General features: G+C 42.7%; 15 protein-coding genes. 12 read left to right on the forward strand and 3 right to left on the reverse strand.

Translation table 11 applies throughout. The features are described from left to right. The first annotated feature begins 1 nt into the window (after position 1). The 4 genes from ACH784_RS02030 to lpxC all read left to right on the forward strand — a co-directional run bounded on the left by ACH784_RS02030 (position 2) and on the right by lpxC (position 4,263). The gene (locus tag ACH784_RS02030) at positions 2–781 is read left to right on the forward strand and encodes a cell division protein FtsQ/DivIB (RefSeq protein ID WP_404393107.1); all 780 of its coding nucleotides are present in this window, start codon (positions 2–4) and stop codon (positions 779–781) included. Next, entirely contained in the window at positions 778–2,010 is a 1,233-nt protein-coding gene (ftsA, locus tag ACH784_RS02035; RefSeq protein WP_404393109.1) for a cell division protein FtsA, read from the forward strand. Before ACH784_RS02030 ends, ftsA begins: the two co-directional genes overlap by 4 nt. 21 nt (positions 2,011–2,031) lie before the next feature. Continuing rightward, positions 2,032–3,267 (forward strand): cell division protein FtsZ, encoded by a 1,236-nt coding sequence (gene ftsZ / locus ACH784_RS02040; RefSeq protein WP_404395159.1) that lies wholly within the window; start codon positions 2,032–2,034, stop codon positions 3,265–3,267. An 84-nt stretch (positions 3,268–3,351) separates the two neighbouring features. After that, positions 3,352–4,263, forward strand: a complete 912-nt coding sequence (lpxC, locus tag ACH784_RS02045; RefSeq protein WP_404393111.1) for a UDP-3-O-acyl-N-acetylglucosamine deacetylase — start codon at positions 3,352–3,354, stop codon at positions 4,261–4,263. Positions 4,264–4,298: 35 nt separating this feature from the next. Here the strand turns inward: lpxC and ACH784_RS02050 are convergent, their stop codons facing one another. Further along, on the reverse strand, positions 4,299–4,784 hold the full coding sequence (locus ACH784_RS02050; RefSeq protein WP_404393113.1) for a DUF721 domain-containing protein: 486 nt from the start codon (positions 4,782–4,784) through the stop codon (positions 4,299–4,301). 392 nt (positions 4,785–5,176) lie between these two features. Here ACH784_RS02050 and secA point away from each other — a divergent pair, with 392 nt between their 5' ends. The 6 genes from secA (at position 5,177) to ACH784_RS02080 (ending at position 17,273) form a co-directional block, all read left to right on the forward strand. Further along, the gene (gene secA / locus ACH784_RS02055; protein WP_404393115.1) at positions 5,177–7,885 is read left to right on the forward strand and encodes a preprotein translocase subunit SecA; all 2,709 of its coding nucleotides are present in this window, start codon (positions 5,177–5,179) and stop codon (positions 7,883–7,885) included. A 62-nt stretch (positions 7,886–7,947) separates the two neighbouring features. Next, positions 7,948–8,340, forward strand: a complete 393-nt coding sequence (mutT, locus tag ACH784_RS02060; protein ID WP_404393117.1) for an 8-oxo-dGTP diphosphatase MutT — start codon at positions 7,948–7,950, stop codon at positions 8,338–8,340. A 62-nt stretch (positions 8,341–8,402) separates the two neighbouring features. Next, positions 8,403–10,484, forward strand: coding sequence for a M13 family metallopeptidase (locus ACH784_RS02065; protein WP_404393119.1), 2,082 nt, complete (start codon positions 8,403–8,405; stop codon positions 10,482–10,484). A 281-nt stretch (positions 10,485–10,765) separates the two neighbouring features. Next, complete coding sequence (locus ACH784_RS02070) at positions 10,766–13,357, forward strand: family 20 glycosylhydrolase (RefSeq protein ID WP_404393121.1); 2,592 nt, start codon at positions 10,766–10,768, stop codon at positions 13,355–13,357. A gap of 195 nt (positions 13,358–13,552) precedes the next feature. Continuing rightward, on the forward strand, positions 13,553–14,848 hold the full coding sequence (gene nagP, locus ACH784_RS02075; RefSeq protein WP_404393123.1) for an N-acetylglucosamine MFS transporter NagP: 1,296 nt from the start codon (positions 13,553–13,555) through the stop codon (positions 14,846–14,848). A 211-nt stretch (positions 14,849–15,059) separates the two neighbouring features. After that, a complete protein-coding gene (locus ACH784_RS02080; protein WP_404393125.1) occupies positions 15,060–17,273 on the forward strand; it encodes a YgiQ family radical SAM protein in 2,214 nt (737 codons plus the stop codon). A gap of 72 nt (positions 17,274–17,345) precedes the next feature. On the opposite strand, the gene ACH784_RS02085 is transcribed toward ACH784_RS02080, so the two are convergent. After that, the gene (locus ACH784_RS02085; RefSeq protein WP_058028672.1) at positions 17,346–17,639 is read right to left on the reverse strand and encodes a hypothetical protein; all 294 of its coding nucleotides are present in this window, start codon (positions 17,637–17,639) and stop codon (positions 17,346–17,348) included. Between the two features lie 72 nt (positions 17,640–17,711). Here ACH784_RS02085 and ACH784_RS02090 point away from each other — a divergent pair, with 72 nt between their 5' ends. After that, the gene (locus tag ACH784_RS02090; RefSeq protein WP_058028673.1) at positions 17,712–17,921 is read left to right on the forward strand and encodes a hypothetical protein; all 210 of its coding nucleotides are present in this window, start codon (positions 17,712–17,714) and stop codon (positions 17,919–17,921) included. Between the two features lie 15 nt (positions 17,922–17,936). Here the strand turns inward: ACH784_RS02090 and epmB are convergent, their stop codons facing one another. Continuing rightward, on the reverse strand, positions 17,937–18,950 hold the full coding sequence (gene epmB, locus ACH784_RS02095; protein ID WP_404393128.1) for an EF-P beta-lysylation protein EpmB: 1,014 nt from the start codon (positions 18,948–18,950) through the stop codon (positions 17,937–17,939). A gap of 42 nt (positions 18,951–18,992) precedes the next feature. Between epmB and efp the strand changes: the two genes are divergently transcribed. Further along, on the forward strand, positions 18,993–19,559 hold the full coding sequence (gene efp / locus ACH784_RS02100) for an elongation factor P (RefSeq protein ID WP_058028675.1): 567 nt from the start codon (positions 18,993–18,995) through the stop codon (positions 19,557–19,559). Positions 19,560–19,626 lie beyond the last annotated feature (67 nt).

Genomic DNA, 19,626 nt, shown 5'->3' on the forward strand with positions numbered 1-19,626 from the left:
TATGCGTGCTCTTTTTGAGAAAGCTCAGTTAGTGAATGAGAAGCTCAATTGGCAAAAAATATTGAGTGTGGGCTTTTTCGTATTGGTTACTGGTCTTCTTATTCGTGGCGGATATTGGATCTCTGATTGGCTTGTTGAAAACCAAGATGCACAAATAAAAAAAATAGTGGTGCTTGGCAAGCCAAAATATACCACAGATAAAGAAGTGGTGACTGCTATTAAACAGGTTGATTTAAGTAGTTATTTTCAACTTGATGTTAAATCAGTACAGCATTCGGTACAGACTTTACCTTGGGTAGCGACTGTGTCGGTAAGAAAACAATGGCCTGATGAATTACAGGTTTACATTGTTGAACATAAGCCCGTGGCAATTTGGAACAGTGACTTGTTATTAAATGCCAAAGGACAGGTGTTTCAGGCTGATAATGAAGCATTACAGGCTTATTTACCGCAGTTATACGGGCCTGAAGGCAGTGAGTTAGAAGCTTGGCAAGCTTTCTTGCAGTTTAAAGATATGCTGGCTGTGAATGAATTTAATTTGGTGAGCTTGGCGCTATCAGAGCGCTTTGCTTGGCAATTGTGGCTAGAAAACGGCGTTCGCCTTAATCTCGGACGTGAAGAAAAAGCCAAACGAGTACAAAGATTTATAGATGTGTATCCAAGTATGCAAATGCCTGAAGGGGCGGTACTTGATACGGTAGATTTAAGGTATGACACCGGCCTTGCGGTGAGCTGGAAATTTCCAGCACAAACAGAACAACAAAATAAGAGTGAAGCATGACTAAGTCAGTAGAAAGAAACTTAGTAATCGGCCTCGATGTTGGTACTTCAAAAGTGGTAGCAACGGTAGGTGAGATAACAGCAGATAATAAGCTCAGCATCGTTGGCGTGGGGTGTCAGGAATCTCATGGAATGGATAAAGGGGGAGTGAACGATCTCAACCTGGTTTCTGATTCCATTCGCCGCGCAGTCGACGAAGCTGAATTAATGGCTGATTGCCGAATTGGCTCGGTTTACTTGGGCATTTCAGGTAAGCATATTCAGTGTCAAAACGAGAGTGGCGTTGTTGCGATTAATAATGCAGAAGTGACAGAAGACGATATGGATAATGTAATGCATATCGCTCGTTCAGTGCCTATTTCTGCAGAGCGCAAAATGCTTCATTCATTGGCGCAAGAATATAGTATCGATATGCAAGAGGGCATTAAGAACCCGCTGGGCATGAGTGGTGTGCGTATGGAAGCGAAAGCCCATATCATCACCTGCTCAAATGATATGGCCAAAAACATTGAGAAATGTGTTGAGCGTTGTGGTCTTCAGGTTGACCAATTAACGTTTGGCGCATTGGCATCAAGCTATGCGGTCTTGACTGATGATGAAAAAGAGTTAGGTGTCGCAGTACTTGATATTGGTGGTGGTACCATGGACTTGGCCATTTATGTCAATGGTGCATTGCGCCATACCGCAGTGATCCCAGTGGCAGGTAACCAAGTAACGGGCGACATAGCAAAGATTTTCAGGACGCCAATCTCACACGCTGAGTCGCTAAAGGTGCAATATGCTTGTGCTAGCAGTCAAATGGCCAGCAGTGAAGAAACCATTGAAGTGCCAAGTGTCGGTGGGCGTCCAGCGCGATTGATGTCGCGCCATACATTATCTGAAGTGGTAGAGCCAAGATTCAGAGAATTATTTGAACTGGCATTAGAAGAAATTCGCCGTTCTGGTTTTGAAGATCAAATTGCCGCAGGTTTAGTCGTAACAGGCGGTACTGCAAAAATGGCTGGCGCACTAGAAGTGGCTGAAGATATCTGCCAAATGCCAGTTAGAATAGGCAAACCTGTAAATATCACAGGTTTAACAGATTATGTTGACGATCCTGCATATGCAACTGCCGTAGGTTTGTTACAATACGGTCGTTCTCTACATTCGGTTAATGCACAAAAGTCGAGAGTAGATGCGGACGTGAGTTGGTGGAGCCGCGTTTCAAAGTGGTTCCAAGGTGAGTTTTAAACTCGAGTCGGAGAGTGAATGATGTTTGATATTATGGAACAACACAGCGAAGAAGCTGTGATCAAAGTGATCGGTGTTGGTGGCGGCGGCGGTAACGCTGTTGAGCACATGGTAAAACAAGAAATCGAAGGTGTGCGATTTATTGCTGCTAACACAGACGCGCAAGCGCTACGTAAATCATCTGCAGATGTAACAGTACAGTTAGGTACTCAGATCACATCTGGTTTAGGTGCGGGTGCAAACCCTGAAGTAGGCCGCAAGTCTGCGGAAGAAGATATTGAAACGATCAAAGAGGCGTTAGATGGCGCTGATATGGTCTTTATTGCAGCTGGTATGGGCGGTGGTACGGGTACTGGTGCAGCACCTGTAGTTGCGCGTGTAGCCAAAGATTTAGGTATTTTGACCGTTGCAGTGGTAACACGCCCATTTGACCTTGAAGGCAAAAAGCGTATGGCTGCGGCAGATCAAGGTATCGGTGAGTTGTCAGAAATTGTAGATTCACTTATTACAATTCCTAACAACAAATTACTTAAGGTTTTAGGTAAAGGCACTACACTGTTAGACGCATTCGCGAAAGCGAACGATGTACTATACGGTGCGGTACAAGGTATTGCTGAACTTATTACACGCTCTGGTCTTATCAACGTGGACTTTGCAGACGTACGTACAGTTATGTCGGCAATGGGCACAGCAATGATGGGTACAGCGTCGGCATCTGGTCCAGACCGTGCGCAAGAAGCTGCAGAAGCGGCTATCTCTAGCCCACTGTTAGAAGACGTAGATTTAACTGGTGCGAAAGGTATTTTGGTTAATATTACGGCTGGTATGGATATCACCATCGAAGAATTTGAAGTGGTTGGTAATCATGTGAAGGCATTAGCATCTGAAAACGCAACTGTGGTTGTCGGTGCGGTAATTGACCCAGAAATGAGTGATGAACTACGTGTAACTGTAGTTGCAACAGGCTTAGGTGGCGACCGTCGTCCTCAGTTTGGCATTATTGATAATGGCATGAAGCAAGTTTCTGGTAGTGACGCACAAAGTGCTGCGCCAGCATCAAGTCAGCCAGGTATGTTTGTACCAAGCTTTACACAAACCAGCACTGAGCAGCCAACAAGTGCGCCGGAGCAAACACAGAGTCAAACAACTCAAGCTCCTAAAACACCGGCTCCAGAGAGCAAGCCAGCTGCGTCTGGTGAGACTGAAAAAGGCGATTATTTTGATATTCCTGCCTTTTTACGTAAACAGTCTGACTAACAAACTGGTTACATAATAAACGATTGGCAGCTGGTCGTATCTGTGATACAATCCGCGGTCCAAGTGACATGAATAGGCGAAGTTATGATTAGACAACGTACAATTGCTGAAGTTGTTAAAGCGACAGGTGTCGGTCTACATAAAGGTGAAAAGGTTACCATTACTCTCCGACCAGCGAGCGAGAATACCGGTGTTGTATTCCGTCGTGTCGACCTTGATCCTGTTGTTGACTTTGAAACTACACCAGAAGCTGTTGGCGACACACAGTTATGTACATGTTTGACTAACAAAGATGGCGTGCGTTTATCGACCACAGAACATCTTATTGCCGCTGTTGCAGCCCTGGGTATTGATAACCTTGTTGTTGAATTAGATAGTGCTGAAGTACCAATTATGGACGGCAGTGCATTACCGTTCATTTATTTATTACAAAAAGGCGGTATCAAAGAGCAGCAAGTTGCTAAACGTTTTATTCGTATCAAAGAAACTGTACGTGTAGAAGACGGTGATAAGTGGGCTGAAATTACCCCTTATGATGGTTTCCACATTGATTTCGAGATCGACTTTGATCACCCTGCGATCAATGATAGCCGTCAGCGCATTGCTCTTGATATAACGGCACAGAGCTTTACTGAAGAGATCAGTCGTGCACGTACGTTTGGTTTTATGAAAGACATCGAATACATGCATGCTAACAACCTTGCACTAGGTGGAAGCATGGATAACGCGGTTGTTCTAGATGAGTACAAAGTACTTAACCCGAACGGTTTGCGTTACGATGATGAGTTTGTAAAGCATAAGATTTTAGACTGTGTCGGTGACATGTTTATGGCTGGCCATAATATTCTAGGCAAGATCACTTGCTACAAGTCAGGTCACGGTTTGAATAACAAATTGTTACGTCAAATTATGGCGACTGAATCTGCGTGGGAATGGGCGACATTTGAAGAGCCAATCCACATGCCTGCGCCAGGTATGGAGCTTGCGAAAGCTTAATACAGATTAATTATAAAAAATGACGCTTTTTAGCGTCATTTTTTTTGCTTGTTTTTTGCCGCGTGGGTAGCGAGCTTGAGTAGTTTGGCTTGTAAACTCGGGGGGGCATGCGCTGCAAGCTCTGTTAATTGTTCAGCTGTGCTTTCGCTCATCGTACGGCCGCTTTTTAGTGGCTTTATGGAAGGCTTTGGTTCACTTAATCTTAACTGTGCATCTGGGTTAGAAGTGACTTTCACTTGCCCGCATTCAGCAAAACCGTTTTGTCTAAGGTGAGACAAAATATCTAGTTTCAGATAGTTAAGTCGAGTTGCTAATGTGGCAGAAACGGCTTCAATCACTAAAGTACCCTCTCGATAATTTGCAACGCGACATTTTTTAGACAAGATAGGGCCAAGCGCCTTGTCTAGCTCTGCTTGTAATACTTGCAAACTGTCAGTTTTCGCACCAAATTGGGTGATCTTGTTTGACCACTTTCCCATCAGCTCGTCGATAGATTTTGGGTCGTAGCGATTTTTAGCCATACAGCAGACGTCACATCAAAATTAACTCTCTAAAGTATATCAGCATAATGCCAGTCGAGAAATCAAGTGGTCGGGGATTGTGGTATTTCTTAATGAGAAATTAATACATTTAGCTGTTAACGGCGCTTGAAAAATCTTGTAATCGTCACCATATAAAAAGAATTACCAGTTGGACCATCTTGCGGAACAAATGAATTGCCAAAGCTTTTTTGGCTGATTGCATTTCAAAGGTTTGCAGACAGCGTGAGTCTGGTATGATAGAGGCAATTTTATATTCGGCACTCAGTAAGGCTTGATTGCTTTTACTGCCAACAGGACGCAGGGTGGCCAATGATATCCAATCCTAAAAATGGATATGAGGTCAGCCATCACTAGAGTGAAATGGTTTAAACATGATAGCTAATATTTTTACCAAGATTTTTGGTAGTCGTAATGACCGTACGATTAAAAAACTAACAAAGACGGTCGCATTAATTAATGCATTAGAAGAACAATATAGCGCGCTTTCAGATGAAGAATTAAAAGCGAAAACAGCAGAGTTTAGAGCACGCTACGAGCAAGGCACTAGCCTTGACGATATTTTACCTGAAGCTTTTGCAACAGTACGTGAAGCATCAAAGCGTGTTTATGGTATGCGTCACTTCGATGTGCAGATGATCGGTGGTATGGTGCTGCATCAAGGCCGTATCGCAGAAATGCGTACCGGTGAAGGTAAAACGTTAACTGCAACTCTTCCCGCTTACCTTAATGGTGTCACAGGTAAAGGTGTTCACGTTATTACCGTAAACGACTACCTAGCTAAGCGTGATGCCGAAACAAACCGTCCTCTATTTGAATTCCTAGGTCTAACTGTTGGTTGTAACGTACCAGGCATGATGCCTGATATGAAAAAGCAAGCATATGCTGCTGATATCACGTACGGTACGAACAACGAGTTTGGTTTTGACTACCTTCGCGATAACATGGCATTTAGCATTGAAGAACGTGTACAGCGTCCATTGCACTTTGCAGTTGTGGATGAGGTTGACTCAATCTTAATCGATGAAGCGCGAACGCCATTAATCATTTCAGGTCCTGCAGAAGACAGCTCAGAGCTTTACGCAAAAATTAACACTGTAGTACCGTCTCTAACGCTGCAAGAAAAAGAAGACGAAGAAGGTGTTGAAGGTGACGGTGATTACACCCTTGATGAAAAATCTAAGCAAGTGCACCTAACAGAGCGCGGTCAGTTAAAAGTTGAAGAATTATTAATTGAAAACGGCTTAATTGAAGAGGGTGACTCTTTATATTCAGCGGGTAATATTTCGCTATTAAGCCATGTTTATGCCGCACTTCGTGCACACAAGCTTTACCAAAAAGATGTAGACTACGTTGTAAAAGACAATGAAGTTATCATCGTTGACGAGCACACAGGCCGTACAATGGAAGGTCGTCGTTGGTCAGAAGGCCTGCACCAAGCTGTAGAAGCAAAAGAAGGTGTGCGCATTCAAAACGAGAACCAAACTCTTGCGTCTATTACTTTCCAGAACTACTTCCGAATCTACGAAAAGCTGTCTGGTATGACAGGTACAGCAGATACCGAAGCGTTCGAGTTCCAGTCAATTTATGGTCTAGACACTGTTGTTATTCCAACTAACCGCCCGATGATCCGTGATGATCGTGCTGATTTAGTTTATTTAACACAAGATGAAAAGTTTGAGGCTATTCTTGCAGACATTAAAGATTGTCAAGAACGTGGTCAGCCAGTACTTGTAGGTACGATTTCAATCGAAAGCTCAGAGTACTTATCTCAGTTCTTACGCAAAGAAAAGATTGAACACAACGTACTGAATGCAAAATTCCACGCGCAAGAAGCAGACATCGTTGCTGATGCAGGTTTACCAGGCAAAGTAACCATTGCAACTAACATGGCTGGTCGTGGTACAGATATCGTATTAGGTGGTAACTGGCAGAGTGAAGTAGCTAAGCTAGAAAACCCATCGGAAGAACAAATCGCTGAAATTAAAGCGAAGTGGCAAGAAACTCATGATGCCGTTATTGCTGCGGGTGGTCTTCACATCATCGGTACAGAGCGTCACGAATCACGTCGTATTGATAACCAGCTACGTGGTCGTTCTGGTCGTCAAGGTGATGCAGGTTCGAGCCGTTTCTATCTATCAATGGATGACGCACTAATGCGTATCTTTGCCGGTGAGCGCATGACGAACATGATGCGTAAGCTAGGCATGCAACGCGGTGAAGCAATTGAGCACCCTTGGGTAAACCGCGCCATTGAAAATGCACAGCGTAAGGTAGAAGCGCGTAACTTCGACATTCGTAAACAGTTACTTGAGTATGATGACGTTGCAAACGACCAACGTCGCGTTGTTTACGAGCAGCGTAACGAGCTACTTGAAGAAGGCGATATTTCTGAGACTATTACAGCTATCCGTAGTGATGTTGTGAATGGCATGATCGACCAATACATTCCGCCACAAAGCTTAGCAGAAATGTGGGATATCTCTGGTTTAGAAGATCGAATTAAAGCTGACTTCTTACTAGATTTACCGATTTCTCAATGGTTAGCTGATGATGACAAGCTTTACGAAGAAACATTACGTGAGCGTATCACTGAAGAGATCGACAGTGCTTATAAGCAAAAAGAATTGATGGTAGGTCCAGATGTACTGCGTCATTTCGAGAAAGCTGTAATGCTACAAAGCCTAGATCAACATTGGAAAGATCACCTAGCTGCAATGGACCATCTTCGTCAAGGTATCCACTTACGTGGCTATGCTCAGAAGAATCCGAAGCAAGAATACAAGCGTGAATCTTTCGAACTATTCTCTGCAATGCTTGAAAACCTTAAAACAGATGTTGTTGGTATCCTTGCGAAAGTACAAGTACGTGCTGAAGAAGATGTTGAAAAGGTTGAAGAACAACATCGACGTTCAGAGCAAGCGCCGCGTGAATACCAGCACGAAGAAGCTGAACATGTAGGCGGTGAAGTACCTGAAGGTGCAGTTGTTGCTTCACGTACAGAGCCTAAAGTTGGCCGTAATGAGCCTTGCCCATGTCAATCGGGTAAAAAGTTTAAACAGTGTTGTGGTAAGTTAAAATAACCACTCATTCAATGTTTTTTAAAAAAGCGACTCTTTAGTCGCTTTTTTTATCGGAGAAAAAAATGACAAAGAAAGTAGTTGAAGTAGCAGTTGGTGTGATCAAGCGCGATGAGCACATATTTATTACTAAACGTGATGAGTCTCAACATCAAGGTGGTTTGTGGGAATTTCCGGGCGGTAAAATTGAAAATGGCGAATCAGTGACTGAGGCATTGGCGAGAGAATTAAAAGAAGAGGTGAATATTGACGTACATAGCTCACAGAGTTTGCTTGATATTGAGCATGACTATGGAGATAAGTGCGTAAAATTATTTATTCATATCGTTGAAGATTTCTCTGGTGAAGCTACAGGACTTGAAGGCCAAGCATCACAATGGGTTGCAATTAATGAGCTTCACAATTGGGCGTTTCCTGCCGCAAATGTTGCCATTATTAAAGCGTTACAAAATAAATAATGCGCAAGAGATTATATTTGCTAATGTATTCATCTAAAAAATAAAAACATCGGGTAAACATTATGAGAAAACTTTCTTTAACCGCATTGAGTGTGGCTTTTTCACTGGGCCTTTTAGGCTGTAGTGAAGCGCCTCAAGTTGAACAAAAGCCGACTGCAAAGGCTGAGCAGGTAGAAGCTACACAAGCTGAATCTCAACTTGTGTCAGGCATTGAACTTGAGAATATGGATAAGAGTGTGCGTGCACAAGATGACTTTTACTACCATGTAAACGGTCAATGGTTAGAGAAAACAGAGATCCCAGCTGATAAATCAAATTTTGGATCTTTTAGTCAGTTATACGATGAGTCTCAAAAAGCATTAAAAGACATCCTTGAACAGCTAGCACAAGCTGGTCACGATCCAAAAACGGATGAAGGTAAGCTTGCAGCGTTTTATAGAAGTTATTTAGATGTCGCTGCGCGTGATGAGCTAGGTTTAAGTGTTATTTACCCTTATGTTGATGCAATTAATGGGCTTAACAGTAAAGCTGAGTTACCACAATTAATGGCGAAAACGCTGCAACAAGGTGGCAGTAATCCATTTGGTTGGTATGTTAATAATGATGCTAAAAGCTCAAGTGAATATGCACTTTACCTTTACCAGTCAGGCTTGGGGCTTCCTGATAGAGATTATTACAGCAAACAAGACGACAAGTTTGTGACTATCCGTGGTCAATACAAAGACTACATCACGCAGTTATTTTCTTCACTGGGTTATAAAGAAGCAGAAGCGGTGGCAGCTAAAGTGATTGAGCTTGAAACTAAGCTTGCAGCTGCACAGTGGAGTCGTGTTGAATCTCGTGATGCAAGCAAATCTTATAACAAAATGTCCGTTGCAGAGGCGAATAAGTTGCTGGGCAACTTTGATTTAGCTGCTTACTTAACTGCATCAAATCTGCAATTAGACGAACTGATTGTGAGCCAACCTAGTTACTTAGAAAAACTGGCAGATATTTATCAACAAACAGAGCTGACTACTTGGCAGCACTACCTGACTTTTCATTTTGTTAATGCACATGCTGATAAGCTAAGCAGTGACATGGTTGAATTACAATTTTCTTTCTATGGTAAAACGCTGAGAGGATTAGAAGCGCAATCACCAACTTGGAAAAAAGCGGTTGATGCCAGTAATTCAGTTTTAGGAGAGCTTCTGGGTAAGATTTACGTAAAAGAATATTTTCCACCTGAAGCAAAAGCGCGTATGCAAGACTTGGTTGCTAACTTAATTAAAGGCTTTGAGCAATCAATTGATAACCTTGAATGGATGAGTGCAGACACCAAAGTAGCTGCGAAAGATAAGCTAAGTAAGTTCACGCCTAAAATAGGTTACCCTGATAAGTGGAAAGATTATTCTGCGCTGGAGATCCAATCGGGCGATTTACTCGGTAACTATGTGCGCTATAACCAATGGGCTTATGCTGATATGCGCAATAAGCTTGGCAAGCCGGTTGATCGCAGTGAGTGGTTTATGACCCCGCAAACGGTCAATGCATATTACAACCCAGTGAATAACGAGATTGTTTTTCCTGCTGCTATTCTACAACCGCCATTTTTTAATTTAGAAGCCGATGATGCCGTAAACTATGGTGCGATTGGTGCTGTGATTGGGCATGAATTAGGTCATGGATTTGACGACCAAGGTGCCAAGTACGATGGTAACGGTAATTTACGTAACTGGTGGAGCGAGTCTGATCTTACGCAGTTTGAACAGCGTGGCGACCAACTCGTCGCACAATACAATGCATTTAAACCGTTTGAAGATGCACATGTTAATGGTGAGCTGACACTGGGTGAGAATATTGGCGACCTAGGTGGTTTAACGGTCGCTTATAAAGCTTATATGTTGTCATTAGGTAATGAAAAAGCGCCAGTGATCGATGGCTACACGGGTGAACAACGTTTCTTTATGGGTTGGTCGCAAATTTGGCGTCGTAAATATCGTGATGAAGAATTACGTAATCGCCTGATGACAGACAGCCATTCACCGAGTCATTATCGCGTAATTGGGGTGCTGCCAAATATGCCTGAGTTTTATAAAGCCTTCGACGTCAAAGAAGGTGATGCGATGTATTTGGCACCTGAGAAACGCGTAAAAATTTGGTAAAAATCTATTTATACTACCAATTTAATAAAATTTAATTTATCTAAACCCGCGAAATTGCGGGTTTTTTTATTTTATGACAGTTTTATGGAAAATATTTGATAGCGCTGTCATTTTGCGTTTACTATGATGCAATAATCGAATGCATAGCAATCATTTTTATTTGGTGCAGCCAAACATGTTTCATTACTGGTTGCTGTGGCATGCAGTTCGAGGCAAGTCGTCCTATGCTTATTGCAGTTTAAAGTGAGTCGGCACATCTTTACGTTTACCCAGGAGCTAAAATGATAAACAAGAAATTTGCTCTAGCGAGTATGATGGTGGCGATGCCATTATTTGCTCAGGCTGGTTTATATCAACAACAAGTTGATAGTTTTGCAAAAGGCACTGAGCTGACTTTTGTTATCAAAGATAACTTTCATAACGGTGCGTCGACGTCATTAGGCGCAATTCAAATTACAAATAACTCTTCAGTAGCACTGCCAAAAGGTCAGGCTGAGTGGGAAATTTACGTACATTCAGTTAGACGCATATTAAAATCGAATACGCCGGGCATTCAAGTTGAGCACATCAATGGTGACTTACATCGTGTGACTCCATCGTCAGAGTTTTCGGGTTTAGCGGCAGGTGAAACGTTAAGTATGCAGTTTGAATGGGCTGCATGGGCAATTACATATTCTGATTTTATGCCAAGAGCATTTATTGTTAGCAAAGGCTTAAAGCCAGCTATTTTTGGCAACACAGATACTGAAGATCTTAAAGCGTTTGTGGCGCCTATCGAGCGTGATAACCAGCTTTATCGATATAACAATCCTAAAGACCAAACAAAATTAGCCACACCAACTCTGCGTTTTGAGCGCAATCAAAGCCGTGTTGAAGTGAGCAAAGAAGATGCATTAAAGCGCATTATTCCCAAACCCCTAGCTGTAGACTTCAACCGTGGAACTGCTCAGCTTAACAATGACTGGCAAATTCGTTTTGCGGGACGATTAAAATCAGAAATTGCGGTATTTCAAGAAGATCTAGCTGATTACGGGCTGAACTTAGATGCTGAAGCCGATCATATTGCCGCAGGTAAAACACCGACCATTTTCTTAAAAGTGAATGACGCATTAAAAGTAGATGGTAAAGTGGCGAGCGAAAGTTATCACCTAGAAATTGATGATGACAAAGTAGTTATCACTGGTAGCGACAACGCGGGTGTGTTTTACGGCATTCAAAGTTTCTTAGCGCTATTCCCTGCTGATGCACAAAATTTAGTATCAGTACCAAATGTAGAAATTGAAGATACACCACGCTTCTCATGGCGTGGCATGCATTACGATAATGGTCGTAACTTCCATGGTAAAGATGCCCTGTTCAAAATGGTTGAACAGATGGGTCGTTATAAAATGAATAAATTCCATTGGCACTTCTCTGATGATGAAGGCTGGCGTTTAGAGATCCCGGGTCTACCTGAATTAACAGACATAGGCGCGTATCGTTGTTTCGATCTAGAAGAGCGCAAATGCTTACTTACGCAACTTGGCACTGGTCCATTTAAATCAGGTTCAGGCAATGGTTATGTGAGCCGAGACGAATTTGTAGAGTTACTTAAATTTGCTAAAGCACGACACATCGACATTATTCCAGAAATAGAAAGCCCTGGTCATGCTAGAGCATCTGTAAAAGCTATGGAGGCCCGCTATGCGCGCCTAATGGCCGAGGGAAAGCCCGAGCAAGCAAAAGCGTATTTGCTGAGTGATCCACAAGATACTTCTGAATATATTACGGTACAAAACTATACCGATAACTCGATAAATGTGTGTTTAGAATCATCTTATGCCTTTATGGAAAAAGTCACCTACGAATTACAAAATATGTATCGTGACGCCGGTACACGCTTGACCAATTTACACTTTGGTGGTGATGAAGTTGGCGTTGGTTCATGGGCTAAATCTCCAGCATGTCAGGCTTTATTCGATAAACCGGGTAATGGCATAGCGGGTACCAATGATTTAAAACCTTATTTCACTCAGCGTATTGCAGCTATGTTTGCTAAGCGTGGTATTGCACCAGGTGCGTGGGAAGATGGTTTGATGTATGACAGAGTAAACCCGTTTAAGCGAGATGAATTCCCGAATGAAGTCTTTACAGCGAACGTATGGGATAACATCTGGGAATGGGGCGTGGCAGATAGAGCGCATCGTCTTGCTAACAGCGGTTATCAGGTAATTTTATCTCATGGTACACACTTGTACTTTGATCACCCATACGAAGCACACCCAGAAGAGCGAGGTTACTACTGGGCAACACGTTATGCAGATACTAAAAAAGTATTCAGCTACATGCCTGACGATGTATATGCTAACGCAGACTATACGCGTGCCCGAGAACCAATTGTAAACCTAGAAGCGCTTGTTGGTCGTGAATTACCTAAACTTGAGAAGCCAGAGAATATTCTTGGTATTCAAGGCCAAGTGTGGAGTGAAACTATCCGCACAGAAGACCAAGTACTGGCGATGGTATTCCCACGTTTGTTGGCTTTAGCTGAACGAGCATGGCATCAAGCAAGCTGGGAAGGCAGTAAGATTGAACCAAAGGCATTTGCTAAAGACTGGCACACTTATGCTGCTGCATTGAGTGTGAAAGAGCTTGCTAAACTTGAGCGTGATGGTATTAATGTCAATTTACCTGTACCAGGCGCAAAAGTAGAAAATAGTCAGCTAGTGGCTAATTCTGCGTTCCCACATTTAGTGATTCAATACAGTACAGATGGTGGTCAATCTTGGTCTGAGTACACCTCACCTGTTTCTGTAAGTGGTAAAAATACGGTGCAATTACGTACAACATTAAACGGCAAAAAGTTTAGCCGTGTTACGCAGTTAACACTTTAGTAAAGAGTCTACCCATCAAACAAAGGGCCGAAAGGCCCTTTTTTAATATCTGGTAAGGCTAGTAATAGAACAAATTTTAACGTAAAGTTAAATGTCAGCGCTGTCATTTTTGGTTTTTGAAGTGCAAAACGCTGAAAAATTTTATGGCATTGTGCCTATCTGACATAATTAAAATCACACAACGAGTAGAAGTTTATGGAAGCAACTGTGTCAAATTCAACGACGACTAAAAGCAATGCCATTCCTTTGGCTATCGTTGCGGCGATGTTCTTTATTCTGGGTTTTGTTACCTGGTTAAATGGTTCATTAATGCCGTATCTACAGCAACTTTTTGATTTGAGCCCTATTCAGGCATCTCTGATCTTATTCTCTTTTTATATTGCAGTGACATTTACTGCTATCCCATCAGCGAAATTTGTTAAAAAAGTGGGATATAAAAACGGCATGGCCATCAGTATCGGTATGATGATGGTAACAGCTTTGTTATATATCCCTGCAGCTAAAACTCAGGTATTTGCATTGTTCCTAGTGGCACAGTTTACTATGGGTATCGCACAAACTATTCTACAAACTGCAGTTAACCCTTACGTAGTGCGTTTAGGTCCTGAAGAATCGGCAGCTGCGCGTGTAAGTATCATGGGTATTCTTAACAAGTTTGCAGGTGTTATTGCACCACTAGCATTCACTGCGCTTGTGTTAGGTGGCTTTAATGAAGCCGCTGCAACGGGTCCGCTTACACAAGTAGAAAAAGACGCTATGGCTGGTAACTTAGTGATGCCTTATCTAGGCCTTGCGGTATTCATAGGTTTATTTGCTGTAGGTATTAAATTTGCGCCACTTCCTGAAATTAAAGAGGAAGATGACAATGATAAGTCTACTGGTACTGTGAAAGAAGCTTTAGCGCACCCAAACTTAGCGTTAGGTGTTGTTGCATTATTTTTATACGTAGCGGCTGAAGTAATTGCAGGTGACACGGTTGGTTCATTTGCACTCTCATTGGGCGTTGCTAACTATAGTGTAATGACTTCTTACACTATGGCATTTATGGTAACCGGTTACGTATTGGGTATTATTTTAATCCCACGTGTAATTTCTCAACAAACAGCTTTAACAATTTCAGGCGTTTTAGGATTAGTTCTAACATTGGGAATTGCATTTGTAGATAGTGCGGCTACGCTAAACGTACCGACATTTGGTGAAATGCCAGTTGCGGTATTCTTCTTAGCATTATGTGGTTTAGCAAACGCGATCATGTGGCCGGCAATTTGGCCACTAGCTTTGTCTGGACTTGGCAAGCTAACTAGTGTAGCTTCTGGTTTATTAGTTATGGGTATAGCTGGTGGTGCTTTTGGTCCACTTTTCCTAGGTTTAGCAAAAGGTTCTGAAGCAACCGTTGCATCTAGCCAAACAGCATACCTGGTATTATTACCATGTTACCTATTTATCCTCTTCTATGCCCTAAAGGGTCATAAAATGAGAAGTTGGAAGTAAAGCATTTCTATCTAAAAGTAGAAATAATCCCGTGTGTAATGCCACCGCAAGGTGGCATTTTTTTGTCTAAAATTTGTTCTCAATATTTTTCCTACTTTCAACACCCTAGCAGTTACTAATAAACGTAACGAGCTCACTGCGACTGTTTCAGATTCCAGCATGGTTCGATATGCGGTATAATCTGCGCCTTTTTTCTATTGGGGCAATTTACATGAACGCGTTAAAAGCGGAACGAGCACTGTTTTCCTATCCCAAATATTGGGCGGAATGTTATGGCAATGCACCTTTTCTTCCGACAACTCGACAAGAGATGGACGAACTAGGCTGGGATAGCTGTGACATTGTGTTAGTAACCGGTGATGCGTATGTAGATCACCCAAGCTTCGGCATGGCTGTCATTGGTCGTGTGCTAGAAGCACAAGGTTTTAGAGTTGGTATCATTGCGCAGCCCGATTGGTCAAATAAAGATGCCTTTATGTCACTGGGCAAACCAAATTTATTCTTTGGTGTAACCGCTGGCAACATGGACTCGATGATCAACCGTTATACGGCTGAAAAACGTATGCGTCACGATGATGCCTATACGCCGGGTAATGTTGGTGGTAAACGTCCAGACAGAGCTGTGGTGGTATATAGCCAACGCTGTCGCGAAGCTTATAAAGATGTGCCGTTGGTAATTGGTGGTATTGAAGCCAGCTTACGTCGTATTGCCCACTACGATTATTGGCAAGAAAAAGTACGTCGCAGCATCATCTTTGATGCTAAGGCTGACATACTCATTTACGGTAATGCTGAGCGTCCGTTAGTTGAAGTGGCGCATCGTATTGCAGCTGGTGATGACATTAGCCAGATCCAGAATATTCGCGGTACTGCGGTTATCCGCAAAGAGCCGTTAGAGGGCTGGCGTGGTAGTGATTCAACAGCCATCGATAAAGTAGGCAAGATAGACCCAATTCCAAACCCATACGGTGCCGATGATGTGGGCTGTAGCAAGTCAGAGTTTGCCAAAGCAGGCATAGACTTAAAAGCAGAAGAAGCCAAACCTATCGTTGTTCAACCGCCAAAATTAAAACCATGGGAAAAAGCGTATGTAAAGCTGCCTGCTTTTGAGCAAGTAAGTGTGAATAAGCCGCTTTATGCCCACGCTTCACGTATTTTACACCAAGAAACCAACCCAGGGTGTGCTCGTGCGTTATATCAGCGCCATGGTGACCGTTATGTGTGGGTGAACCCGCCAGCGTTTCCACTAGAAACCGAAGAAATGGATATGGTGTTTGGTTTGCCATATCAGCGAGTGCCTCATCCTAAATATGGCAATGAAAAGATCCCTGCCTACGATATGATCAAAACTTCGGTAAACATCATGCGTGGGTGTTTTGGTGGTTGTAGTTTCTGCTCTATTACAGAGCATGAAGGACGCATTATTCAAAGTCGTTCAGAAGAGTCGATTTTAGATGAAATCGAACAAATTCGTGACAAAGTGCCGGGTTTTACCGGCGTTATCTCGGACCTTGGTGGTCCAACAGCTAACATGTACAAGCTGCGCTGTAAGAGCAAAAAGGCTGAGAGTACCTGTCGTCGTTTATCGTGCGTATTTCCTGATATTTGTAAGCACATGGATACTGATCACACACCAACGATTAACCTGTATCGAAAAGCACGTAATGTAAAAGGCATCAAAAAGATCCTGATTGCGTCAGGTGTACGTTATGACCTAGCCATTGAAGATCCGCGTTATGTGAAAGAGTTAGTATCACACCACGTAGGCGGGTATTTAAAAATTGCCCCAGAGCATACTGAGTCGGGTCCGCTGTCGAAAATGATGAAGCCGGGCATGGGCACTTATGACAAGTTTAAAGAGCTTTTTGATAAGTACTCTAAAGAAGCGGGTAAAAAGCAGTATTTGATCCCGTACTTTATTTCTGCTCACCCGGGCACGACCGACGAAGATATGGTGAACATGGCGCTGTGGCTGAAAGCCCATGACTTTAAGCTCGACCAAGTGCAAAACTTTTACCCGTCACCAATGGCAAATGCGACGACGATTTACCATACAGAGATGAATTCACTGCGCAATATAAAGAACAACAAAGAAGTCGTGAGTGTGCCGAAAGGGGCTAGACAGCGCCGCTTACACAAAGCCATTTTACGTTACCATGATCCTGCAGGTTGGCCGATGATCCGTGAAGCGCTTCGAAACATGGGTAAAGCGAATTTAATCGGTGGTGGGCCAAATTGTTTGGTGCCAGACGAAACCAGACAAGAAAAAGCGCAGCGCGGCAAAAAAGGTACTGGTCATGGTCAACAAGCTCGTAAAGGCGGCAAACCAGCACTGACGCGTCATACCGGGTTTAGTCAGTTTAAAAAGGCCAATACCAAGCCGAGAGTTGGTGCGAATAAGCAAAGGGCCAACAAGCCTAAATAATAGGTATAAAAAAACTAAAAAAGCTGTCGCAAGACAGCTTTTTTGTAACTATAAGAAGGAAAGTCACGCGGCTTATTTGAAAGTCGCTAGCAATTGCAGTAAGTTTTGAATTTTAAACACCACTGCTTTTAGTTTCTCTTCGTCTAAATTTTCCATTTTGCTGAGTGCTTCAACGTCAGCGGCTGTATCTAACACATAAGGCTTGAAGCGTTTTGCTTCAAAATCAAAGCCCGCATTTTTATCGAATAATGCAGTGAACTTTCCATGCCCTTGTTGCTGTAATTCATCTAATTTTTTATCAGCATCAAGTGCTTGACGGTAAACGACTTTTAGATTTTCATTGAGTTTTTCAATAACAGCTTGCATGTTTTTCCTAAAGTTGTCGGTAAATCGGCCGATAGTTTACGAGGATTCAACTAAAAAGTCAGGTACATGCTTATGAATATTTCCGGAAGTAACCTACCTGCTATGTCTGGTGCGGGCGAGAGTGGCGAAGTATACAGCGCTAAACTTGCCAAGTCGCAGCAACAAGCAGATGGTAAAGCTGCACTTGCTTTGATTGAAGCCGCAGGGTCGAGCGCTGCTGCGCAAAGTCCTGCAAAATCAACCACAGCAACTTTAGGCAATAATATTAACGTGTACGTTTAATCGTACTTTTTGATATTAGCGCAGCTGTAAATCAATCGGCGTCTTACTTGTTTTGCCGCCGATTTCTCTTACTAACTTGGGTACCAAAAAGCCAGGTAGTTCAGCTAGCATACCCGCCATCAAAGTAAGTGCAGCTTCTTCAGACATATCAAAATGACTGGCACCTTCTACTTTGTCTAGTAAGTGTAGGTAATAAGGCAGAATATCCGCCTCAAATAGTCGTTCGCTCAGTGCGACTTGCGCTTCTACAGTGTCATTTATCCCTTTTAACAAAACCGCTTGATTAAGTAGCGTCACATTCGCTTGTTTAAGCATTTGCATAGCGCGTTCAAAGTCATCGTCAATTTCGTTGCTGTGATTAATATGATTCACAAAGATGATTTTTAGTGGGCTTGCTTTAAATCGTTCGCATAACTCAGGGGTAATACGGGCAGGGATCACCACAGGTAAACGGCTGTGAATACGCAGTCGTTTAATTTGTGGTAGTTGTTCTAATTGTTCTAAAAACCAACTAATGGCATTGTCTTTGGCCATTAAAGGATCGCCGCCACTTAAAATAACTTCATTCACATGCGTGTGATTTTTTAAGTACTCAACCACTTCGAGCAAAGCTTGTTTATTTACCTGGTTATCTTGATACGGGAAGTGGCGCCTAAAGCAGTATCGACAGTTCACCGCGCAGCCGGTTTTAAACATCACTAACACACGAGAGCGATATTTATGCAATAAACCCGGTATGGCACTTTGTTGTTCTTCTAAAGGATCTTTGTTGTAGCCTATTTGAGTAATAAATTCTTGGTGCTGAGGTAGCACTTGCAGTAATAGGGGGTCATTCGGATCGCCAAAACGCATCTTCTTTATAAATGGCAGTGGTACACGCATCGGGAATAAACGACGTGCTTCAAGGTCTTTTTCAGTGAAGTGAGCCTCCAAACCAAGTATTTCTACTAGTTTTTTGGGGCAAGTGACCACATTTGCCAATTCTTTTTGCCAGTTACTATGCAAATTTACTTCATTTGTTTGTATCATTAGCAGGTTTATTACTCGATAAAAGAAGATTAGAGGATACCGATGGCGAATTATAGCACCAACGAGTTCAAGGGCGGCCTAAAAATTATGATCGATGGCGAGCCGTGCACCATCTTAGAAAATGAAATGGTTAAGCCGGGTAAAGGCCAAGCGTTCAACCGCGTTAAGATCCGTAAATTGATCTCAGGTAAAGTACTTGAGAAGACTTTCAAGTCTGGTGATTCAGTAGAAGGTGCTGACGTAATGGAAACTGAGCTAGCTTACCTATACACAGACGGTGAGTTCTGGCATTTCATGAACAACGACACATTTGAGCAGATCGCTGCTGATGAAAAAGCAATGGGCGACAACGTAAAATGGTTAGTTGAAAACGACGTATGTACAATTACACTTTGGAACGGTAACCCAATCGCGGTAACTCCACCAAACTTCGTAGAGCTAGAGATCACTGATACTGATCCAGGCCTTAAAGGTGACACTGCTGGTACTGGTGGTAAGCCTGCAACACTCACTACAGGTGCAGTAGTACGTGTGCCACTATTCGTTCAAATTGGCGAAGTAGTGAAAGTAGATACGCGTAGCGGTGAATATGTAGGTCGAGTGAAGTAACTTTTAGTTATTTATGAGACCAAAAAATCCCAGCTTCGGCTGGGATTTTTTATGGTGAAAATTTATA

The sequence above is a fragment of the Pseudoalteromonas phenolica genome (genome assembly GCF_044788725.1).
Lineage (GTDB): Bacteria > Pseudomonadota > Gammaproteobacteria > Enterobacterales > Alteromonadaceae > Pseudoalteromonas > Pseudoalteromonas phenolica_C.

Bases quoted from the DNA above. Each gene is read 5' to 3' on its own strand.
- ACH784_RS02085 (WP_058028672.1), bottom strand. From the start codon at position 17,639: ATGCAAGCTGTTATTGAAAAACTCAATGAAAATCTAAAAGTCGTTTAC.
- ftsA (WP_404393109.1), top strand. From the start codon at position 778: ATGACTAAGTCAGTAGAAAGAAACTTAGTAATCGGCCTCGATGTTGGT.
- ftsZ (WP_404395159.1), top strand. From the start codon at position 2,032: ATGTTTGATATTATGGAACAACACAGCGAAGAAGCTGTGATCAAAGTG.
- ACH784_RS02080 (WP_404393125.1), top strand. From the start codon at position 15,060: ATGAACGCGTTAAAAGCGGAACGAGCACTGTTTTCCTATCCCAAATAT.
- efp (WP_058028675.1), top strand. From the start codon at position 18,993: ATGGCGAATTATAGCACCAACGAGTTCAAGGGCGGCCTAAAAATTATG.
- lpxC (WP_404393111.1), top strand. From the start codon at position 3,352: ATGATTAGACAACGTACAATTGCTGAAGTTGTTAAAGCGACAGGTGTC.
- ACH784_RS02050 (WP_404393113.1), bottom strand. From the start codon at position 4,784: ATGGCTAAAAATCGCTACGACCCAAAATCTATCGACGAGCTGATGGGA.
- ACH784_RS02090 (WP_058028673.1), top strand. From the start codon at position 17,712: ATGAATATTTCCGGAAGTAACCTACCTGCTATGTCTGGTGCGGGCGAG.
- secA (WP_404393115.1), top strand. From the start codon at position 5,177: ATGATAGCTAATATTTTTACCAAGATTTTTGGTAGTCGTAATGACCGT.
- ACH784_RS02030 (WP_404393107.1), top strand. From the start codon at position 2: ATGCGTGCTCTTTTTGAGAAAGCTCAGTTAGTGAATGAGAAGCTCAAT.
- epmB (WP_404393128.1), bottom strand. From the start codon at position 18,950: ATGATACAAACAAATGAAGTAAATTTGCATAGTAACTGGCAAAAAGAA.
- mutT (WP_404393117.1), top strand. From the start codon at position 7,948: ATGACAAAGAAAGTAGTTGAAGTAGCAGTTGGTGTGATCAAGCGCGAT.
- ACH784_RS02070 (WP_404393121.1), top strand. From the start codon at position 10,766: ATGATAAACAAGAAATTTGCTCTAGCGAGTATGATGGTGGCGATGCCA.
- ACH784_RS02065 (WP_404393119.1), top strand. From the start codon at position 8,403: ATGAGAAAACTTTCTTTAACCGCATTGAGTGTGGCTTTTTCACTGGGC.
- nagP (WP_404393123.1), top strand. From the start codon at position 13,553: ATGGAAGCAACTGTGTCAAATTCAACGACGACTAAAAGCAATGCCATT.